Origin of the sequence: Nocardia abscessus NBRC 100374 (assembly GCF_000308455.1) — a bacterium.
Lineage (GTDB): Bacteria > Actinomycetota > Actinomycetes > Mycobacteriales > Mycobacteriaceae > Nocardia > Nocardia abscessus.
Genome location: NZ_BAFP01000031.1, coordinates 163,610 through 170,868, shown reverse-complemented (window position 1 = coordinate 170,868; position 7,259 = coordinate 163,610). Strand labels below are relative to the sequence as shown.

Genomic DNA, 7,259 nt, shown 5'->3' with positions numbered 1-7,259 from the left:
GAAGTCGCCAGCGGTGGTCGCTCGGACGCGAGCCACAAGAGGGCCGCGAACACCCAGCGCCGCAGGCGCTGGAAAAACAACACAGCCGCGAACACGCCGCGACGAAGTCGCGGCCAAATACACTGCACGGATGCGTCGCTATGTGGCCGCCATCGATCAGGGCACGACCTCGAGTCGGTGCATCGTCTTCGACCGGCAGGGGCGTGTCGTCGGCGTGGCCCAGCGGGAACACGAGCAGATCTTTCCGCAGCCGGGGTGGGTCGAGCACGATGCCGAAACCATCTGGCGCAATACCGAAATCGTCCTGGGCGAGGTTTTGGAGCGCAGCGGGCTCAGTGCCGACGACATCGCCGCGGTCGGCGTCACCAATCAGCGCGAGACCACGGTGGTGTGGGACCGCGAGACCGGACGGCCGGTGCACAACGCGATCGTCTGGCAGGACACCCGTACCGACCGGCTGTGCGCCGAACTGGGCGGTGATGCGGGACCGGCCCGCTACCAGGATCGCACCGGTCTCCCGCTGTCCACTTACTTCGCCGGGCCGAAGCTGCGCTGGATCCTGGACAACGTGCCGGGCGTGCGGGAGCGCGCGGAGGCGGGTGAGCTGTGTTTCGGCACCGTCGACAGCTGGGTGCTGTGGAACCTGACCGGGCGGCACATCACCGACGTGACCAATGCGTCCCGCACGATGTTGCTGGATCTGCGGTCATTGCAATGGGATTCGGAGATCTGCCGGGAGTTCGGCGTGCCCGAGTCGATGCTGCCGCAGGTGCACAGTTCCTCGGAGGTCTACGCGCCGATCAGTTCCGGCCCGCTGGCCGGGGTGCCGGTCGCGGGCATTCTGGGCGACCAGCAGGCCGCCACCTTCGGCCAGGCCTGCCTGTCGCCCGGCGAGGCCAAGAACACCTACGGCACCGGTAATTTCATGCTGCTGAATACCGGCACCACACCGGTTTTCAGCAAGCACGGCCTGCTCACCACGGTCTGTTACCGCCTCGGTGACGCGGACGCGGTGTACGCCTTGGAGGGCTCCATCGCGGTCACCGGTTCACTGGTGCAGTGGTTCCGCGACAACCTCGGCATCATCTCCGCCGCCGACGAGATCGAGCCGCTCGCCCGCAGCGTGGCCGACAACGGCGGCGCGTACATCGTGCCCGCCTTCTCCGGGCTGTTCGCGCCCCGCTGGCGCCCCGACGCGCGCGGCGTGATCACCGGGCTCACCCGTTTCGTCACCAAAGCGCACCTGGCCCGGGCGGTACTGGAATCCACCGCCTTCCAGACCCGCGAGGTGGTCGACGCGATGCGCGCGGACGCCGAGTCCCAGCGGCTCGGCCTGGAACTGACCACGCTGAAGGTGGACGGCGGCATGGTCGGCAACGATCTGCTCATGCAATTCCAATCCGACATCCTCGACGTACCCGTGGTACGGCCGGTCGTGAACGAAACCACCGCGCTCGGTGCCGCGTACGCGGCCGGGCTCGCCGTCGGCTACTGGTCGGGCACCGACGACATCCGCGACAACTGGACCGCGGACAAGACCTGGCACCCCACCATGCCGGACGCGGACCGGCACGCGCACTTCGCCGCGTGGAACAAAGCGGTCGAGCGCACCTACGGCTGGGTGGACTGACCACGCCGGATCCGACTTCGCTCGCCGGGCCGCATCCAACGATGACGTCGCGCGGCGCGGTTGTCGCCGTGGACCCGGTTTCGCCGTAGATCCGGAGACGAAGATCGGGCCGGTTCCGAGATGGAACCGGCCCGATCGAGGTAGCCGTGATTCAGTTCCCGGCCGACGACTCGACTAGCTCGGATGGCACCACGTCGTCACCGGCTGGCAATGGTGCGCCGAAGCGACACCCGGCACCAGCGAAACCATGCCGACGGCAATCACCGCGCTCGCAAGGAATTTCACGATCATCGAATTACTCCCCTCCTATTGGATGCCTGCAACCCTATCTGGCGAACCCACGCGCGGGCAACCGAAAGCCCCTGTGCCCCGCAGCTATTCACCTATCGCACGCGCCAAGCGCGCGACCGCCTCCCGAAGCGTCGCCGCCTCGGAGGTGGTGAAGCACAGGCGCATCGAATTGCGGTGACCGCCGGCCACCGCGAACGCATCGCCGGGGACGTAGGCGACGCCGAGATCGATGGCGCGGGGCAACAAGTCCACAGTGTCGGTCCCATCGGTGAAGTCGACCCACACGAACATGCCACCCGCGGCGTCGGTGCTCACCAGCCGGTCACCGAAGCGCGCGCGCAGCTCGTCCACCAGGACCCGCGCTCGCGCACCGTAGACGCGCCGGATCCCCTCCACCTGCGCCCCCAGCCAGTCGGCGTCGGCGAGCAGATCGGCGGCGATCTGCTGCGTCAGCGCCGAACCGCACAGGTCCGCGCCCTGCTTCAGCAACTCCACGCCCCTGCACACAGCGTTCGGCGCGGTCATCCAGCCCACCCGCAAGGTCGGGGCCAGGGTCTTGGACACACTCGACAGCCGGATCACGTTGGGCGAGTATGTCGCGATCGGCTCCGGCGACGGCCGATCGAACCACAGCTCGCCGTAGGGATCGTCTTCGATCACCCAGAATCCGTACCGGTCGGCGAGTGCGGCGAGTTCACGTCGACGCGGTTCGCTCATGGTGACACCGCGCGGATTGTGGAAATTGCTCACCGTGTGCACCACTGCGGGCCGCTCGCCGCTGCCGAGCAGGTCGGCCAGCTCGTCGACCCGCATGCCTTCGGCGTCCAGCGCGACCGTCACAATGCGCGCTCCGGCAGCGCGGAACACCTGCAGGGCGCCGACGTAGGCCGGGTCCTCGACCACGACCAGCGCGCCCGGATCCAGCAACACCTCGGCGAGCAGCGACAGCGCCTGCTGCGAACCGTGGGTGACGAACACCTCATCGAGCGGCACCGGCCGCCCCAGCCGCACCGTCTCGCGCGCCGCGAGCACCTCACGCAGCGGGCCCCAGCCCGCCGATTCGGTGTACTGCAGTCGCGCGCGGTCGGCCAGCGCCGCCTCGGCCGCCTGCGCGATCCGGTCCCGCGGCATCAACTGCTCGTCGGGCAGGCCACCCGCCAGGCTGATGACGTCGTCGCGCGCGGCCACCTTCAGCAGATCGCGGATCGCCGAACTCGTCAGGCCGTCGAGACGCCGGGCCAGCGGTGGAGTGATCGGCGACAGGGACACCTCCGAGAAATGCGCCATAAGGCACTGTCGCACAGTCATATCAGAATCTGAAATAGAAATCTCACATTCTGAGAAATAGACTCAGTCGATCAGATAGATGAGGGTCCGTCCGTCCAGGTTCACGGTCGTGATCACCGGGAAGTACCGGGCCTCGGTGCCATCGGGACGGCGCTCGGTGATCTCGACGTTGAAGCGATCGGGGGCCATCTCCGCGATCCGCAGGCAATAGGCCGTGCCCTGCGGGATGTGCTGGTCAATGGTTTTCTGCAGGTCGGCAGGCGGCTCGACGTTCGCGCCCGGCGCCACGAACGTGTGCGCGCGGGTAGCGCTGCGCTCGGAATAGTACGCATGCTCGAAGCCGAGAATCGCCCGGATCCCACTGCTCGTATCACCCGCACCGTTGCCGAAGGTGACATTGCCCTCGGTGCGGGTCGGGCAGCTCATCGCCACGGCGCTGGTGGTAGCCGCAGCAGCCGTGCCGTCCTGGCCGTCATCGCTGCCGCTGGACATCAGGATGGTCACCGTCAGCGCGACCAGCACCACCACGGCCGCGAGCGTGCCCAGGACGACCCTGCGCCGCGAGGAGTTGCGCCGCGCGGGCGAGGGCGTCTCGGGAACGCCCAGCGCAAGCCGCATGGCGATGGGGTCCTCGGCCCAGGACAGGCTCGACTCGGAGGGCTGCGGAGGCTTCGGAACGCCGCCTTCCAGCGTCGGCCGGTTCCACCAGGAGTCCTGCTTGCCGTCCGTGGACTGCGGGCGCACGGGCTCCGCGGCAGGCGGCTCGGGCTGGGCGGGCGCGGGCGGTGCGGACGGCCGTTCGGAGTAGACCGTCGAATCCGGCGCGCGATACTGCGGGGGCGGTGCAGACATCGCCTCCGGCTCGCCCGCCGGGCGCCAGGTTAGTTCGGGGTGGTCGGCCGACTGCTGCGGCACCTGCCAGCCCGGGCCGGTGTCCGCGCCCATCGGCGGCCCGAATTCCGCGACAGGCGGCCCGAATTCGGAGATCGGCGGCCCGAACTCCCCCACTGGGGGACCGAACTCCGACCCGGACTGGTCGGATTCATTCCTCGCATCACCCTCGGAGGTCACACCCAATCCTTTCCCGTGACACACGTGTGGGGCGGTCGCGAACGACCGCCCCACCCGTCGGAATCAGCTCGTGTCAGTACTGGAGTGAACCACCCCACTGGGTGGTGACACCACCCACTTCGGCGGTTTGCGGAGCGAAGTCGCCCGGCTGAAGCGGAAGCTTAACCTGTGCGGCGGCTTCCAGGGCGGCCGCGCCGCCCGGCTGCTCCCGGATCCAGTCCTCCACCGCGGCCTTGGCCTGGTTCAGCTGGGTGGTGTCGAACACCGCGGTGGTGTTGTTCGAGGCCAGGCCCTCGCCACCGGTGTAGGTGGTCAGCTTGACGGTGTTCTTGTCGACGAACTCCACCGAGACGCCCGCTTCACCGGCACCGGTCGGCGTGCGGTAGCCGATGGTGCCGACGTAACCCGCCTCGTTGCTGAAGTGGTGGGTGTTTGCCACGTGGCCCGGCAGCAGGGTGCCGCCGTCGACGTTCGCGCCGATCTCCGCGTGCGGGCCGGTCATCTCCACGACCGGGGCGGCCGGGGCCGCCTCCAGACGCGGAGCCTGCCAACGCGGCTGTGCCTGTGGCTGCACCAGCGTCGAGCTCTCCGGCTGCCGCGCCTCGGAATTGTCGCTCTCGGTGCCCTGCTGCGGGGCGGCTTGCTGGCCGGGCTGCGGAGCCGCCTGCTGTCCGGGCTGCGGTGCGGCCTGGTCCGGCGTGACCGCGGCCTGCGGGTCGCTCGGCTTCTGCTGGCCGGGGACCGGCAGCGGCGCGACACGCGGCGGGGTCACACCCGGCTGGGTCGGCTTGGACAGCCGCGGATCCTTCTGGTCCGGCATGGCATGATCCGGGTCCGCGTCCGGTTCCGGAGTGGTGACGCCGGGCTGACGCGGCGTCGGCTTGCTCTCCGGCTTCTGCGGATCCTGCTTGGACTCCGGCTTGTTCGGCTCCGGCTGTGTGGTCTCCGGGGTGCTCGGCGACTCGTTCACGCCCGGCTGCGCCGGAGCGGGCGTCGGCGGAGTGGTCGGCTGATCGTTGGGAGCCGCCCCCGCCGGCGCAGCGAAGAGCGTGGCCACGGCAGCCGCTGTGGCCAGTGGCAACGAGGTGCTCGCCATCGCTCGCTGCGCCCGACTCGGCTTACGATGTTTCACTTTCCGCATTCCCTTCCCGGGTGCGGCCCGGCAGGCCGCATTCAGTTGTCCCCTGGGTGAGACGCCTGATCGTCGAACGACCCGGGCCGTTCGCTCGTGCCGATTTGGAAAGGACCATCCCCCCACACCGAACCCCGCGACCGCCTCCGATCGCATCTCTGCCGAGAGTGAACCACATGTGCGCACGATGGGCAACGCGGCGAATAGCCAAGGGTGGCAAGACCGCCCGCCTCCCCTGCCCGCCCCGAGTTCGCAGGGCACGATGTCCGAGACCGGACACGGCACCGTACGCGCCAAACCGAGGTCAGTCCAAGTCGTCGTGGCGCATCAGCAATCGCGCCGCCTCGGTGACCGAACCGGTGAGCGACGGGTACACCGAAAACGTCTGTGCCAGGTCGTTGACCGTCAGATTGTTCTGCACCGCAAGGGCGATCGGCAGGATCAGCTCCGACGCGATCGGCGCCACGACGACGCCGCCGATCACCACGCCGGTCGCCGGGCGGCAGAAGATCTTGACGAAACCGCGTCGCAGCCCGGACATCTTGGCGCGCGGGTTCGTGTTCAGGGGCAGCATCACCGTGCGCGCGGGCACCTCACCGTTGTCGATCGCGGTCTGGCTGACGCCGACGGTCGCGATCTCCGGCCGGGTGAACACCGCGGAGGCGACGGTCTTCAGCCGGATCGGGCTGACGCCCTCACCGAGCGCGTGGTACATCGCGATGCGTCCCTGCATCGCGGCCACCGAGGCCAGCGGCAGCAGGCCGGTGCAGTCGCCCGCGGCGTAGACGCCGGGCACCGAGGTGCGCGAAACACGGTCCACCCGCAGGTAGCCGCCGCGATCGAGTTCGATGCCGACCTGCTCCAGCCCGAGACCGGCCGTGTTGGGTGTGGAGCCGACGGTCATCAGCGCGTGCGAGCCGGAAACCGTGCGCCCGTCGGACAACTTGACCACGATGCCTTCGGCGGTGCGCTCCACGGCGTCGGCGCGCGCGTGCTTGACCAGTTCGACGCCGCGCTCGGCGAGCGCGTCCTCCAGCACCAGCGCCGCGTCGGCGTCCTCGCCGGGCAGCACGCGATCGCGGCTGGAGACCAGCTTCACCCGCACGCCCATTTCGGTATAGGCGGAGACGAACTCCGCGCCCGTCACACCGGAACCGACGACAACCAGGGTCTCCGGCAGCTCCGCCAGGTCGTAGAGCTGACGCCAGTTGAGGATGCGCTCACCGTCGGGCTCCGCGCCGGGCAGCACCCGCGGGCTCGCGCCGGTGGCGATCAGCACCACCTCCGCCTCGATGGTCCGCTGCGCGCCGTCGGCCAGCTTGGCCAGCACCCGGTGCGCGGCAGGCCCGCTGCCGCGATCGATCAGCTCGCCGTGCCCGGCCAGCACGGTCACCCCGACGGTCTGCAGCTTCGAGCGGATATCGGAGGACTGGGCCAGCGCCAGCGCCTTGACGCGGGCGTTCACCTCGGGCAGCTGCACCTGCGCCTGGTTCGGGTCGAGGGTGATCCCGAGATCGCGCGCCCGGCGCAGGTCGGTGCGGACGCCGGTCGAGGCGATGAAGGTCTTGGAGGGCACGCAGTCCCACAGCACGCACGCCCCACCGATGCCGTCGGAATCGATCAGCGTCACCGACGCCCCGTGCTGGGCCGCCACCAGGGCCGCCTCATAGCCGGCCGGTCCGCCACCGATGATCGCGATGCGGGTCATTGATACCTCCGCTCGTGCTTCGCGCCGGGATCTCCGGCACGGGGTAAACGTTATCCGGGAACCACCTCGCACTACCGACCGCGTTACCGGTGCGCAACCCTTCCCGGTCGCGCGCCGCGCCGCAGGTGCGGCAATCGAAC

At 69.4% G+C, this 7,259-nt stretch carries 5 protein-coding genes; 1 reads left to right on the top strand and 4 read right to left on the bottom strand.

Annotated features, from left to right (window positions below; translation table 11 throughout):
* Positions 1-130: 130 nt before the first annotated feature.
* On the top strand, positions 131-1,630 hold the full coding sequence (glpK, locus tag ON19_RS05760; protein WP_043687900.1) for a glycerol kinase GlpK: 1,500 nt from the start codon (positions 131-133) through the stop codon (positions 1,628-1,630).
* A 375-nt stretch (positions 1,631-2,005) separates the two neighbouring features.
* On the opposite strand, the gene ON19_RS05755 is transcribed toward glpK, so the two are convergent.
* The 4 genes from ON19_RS05755 to ON19_RS05740 all read right to left on the bottom strand — a co-directional run bounded on the left by ON19_RS05755 (position 2,006) and on the right by ON19_RS05740 (position 7,119).
* Entirely contained in the window at positions 2,006-3,229 is a 1,224-nt protein-coding gene (locus tag ON19_RS05755; RefSeq protein WP_227954457.1) for an aminotransferase-like domain-containing protein, read from the bottom strand.
* 42 nt (positions 3,230-3,271) lie between these two features.
* Positions 3,272-4,279 carry a DUF8176 domain-containing protein gene (locus tag ON19_RS05750; RefSeq protein ID WP_043688025.1) on the bottom strand — a complete coding sequence of 336 codons (1,008 nt, stop codon included), beginning with the start codon at positions 4,277-4,279 and terminating at the stop codon, positions 3,272-3,274.
* A 73-nt stretch (positions 4,280-4,352) separates the two neighbouring features.
* Positions 4,353-5,411 (bottom strand): hypothetical protein, encoded by a 1,059-nt coding sequence (locus ON19_RS05745; protein ID WP_255218369.1) that lies wholly within the window; start codon positions 5,409-5,411, stop codon positions 4,353-4,355.
* Positions 5,412-5,715: 304 nt separating this feature from the next.
* Positions 5,716-7,119 (bottom strand): NAD(P)H-quinone dehydrogenase, encoded by a 1,404-nt coding sequence (locus tag ON19_RS05740; RefSeq protein ID WP_043687896.1) that lies wholly within the window; start codon positions 7,117-7,119, stop codon positions 5,716-5,718.
* Between the last annotated feature and the right edge of the window lie 140 nt (positions 7,120-7,259).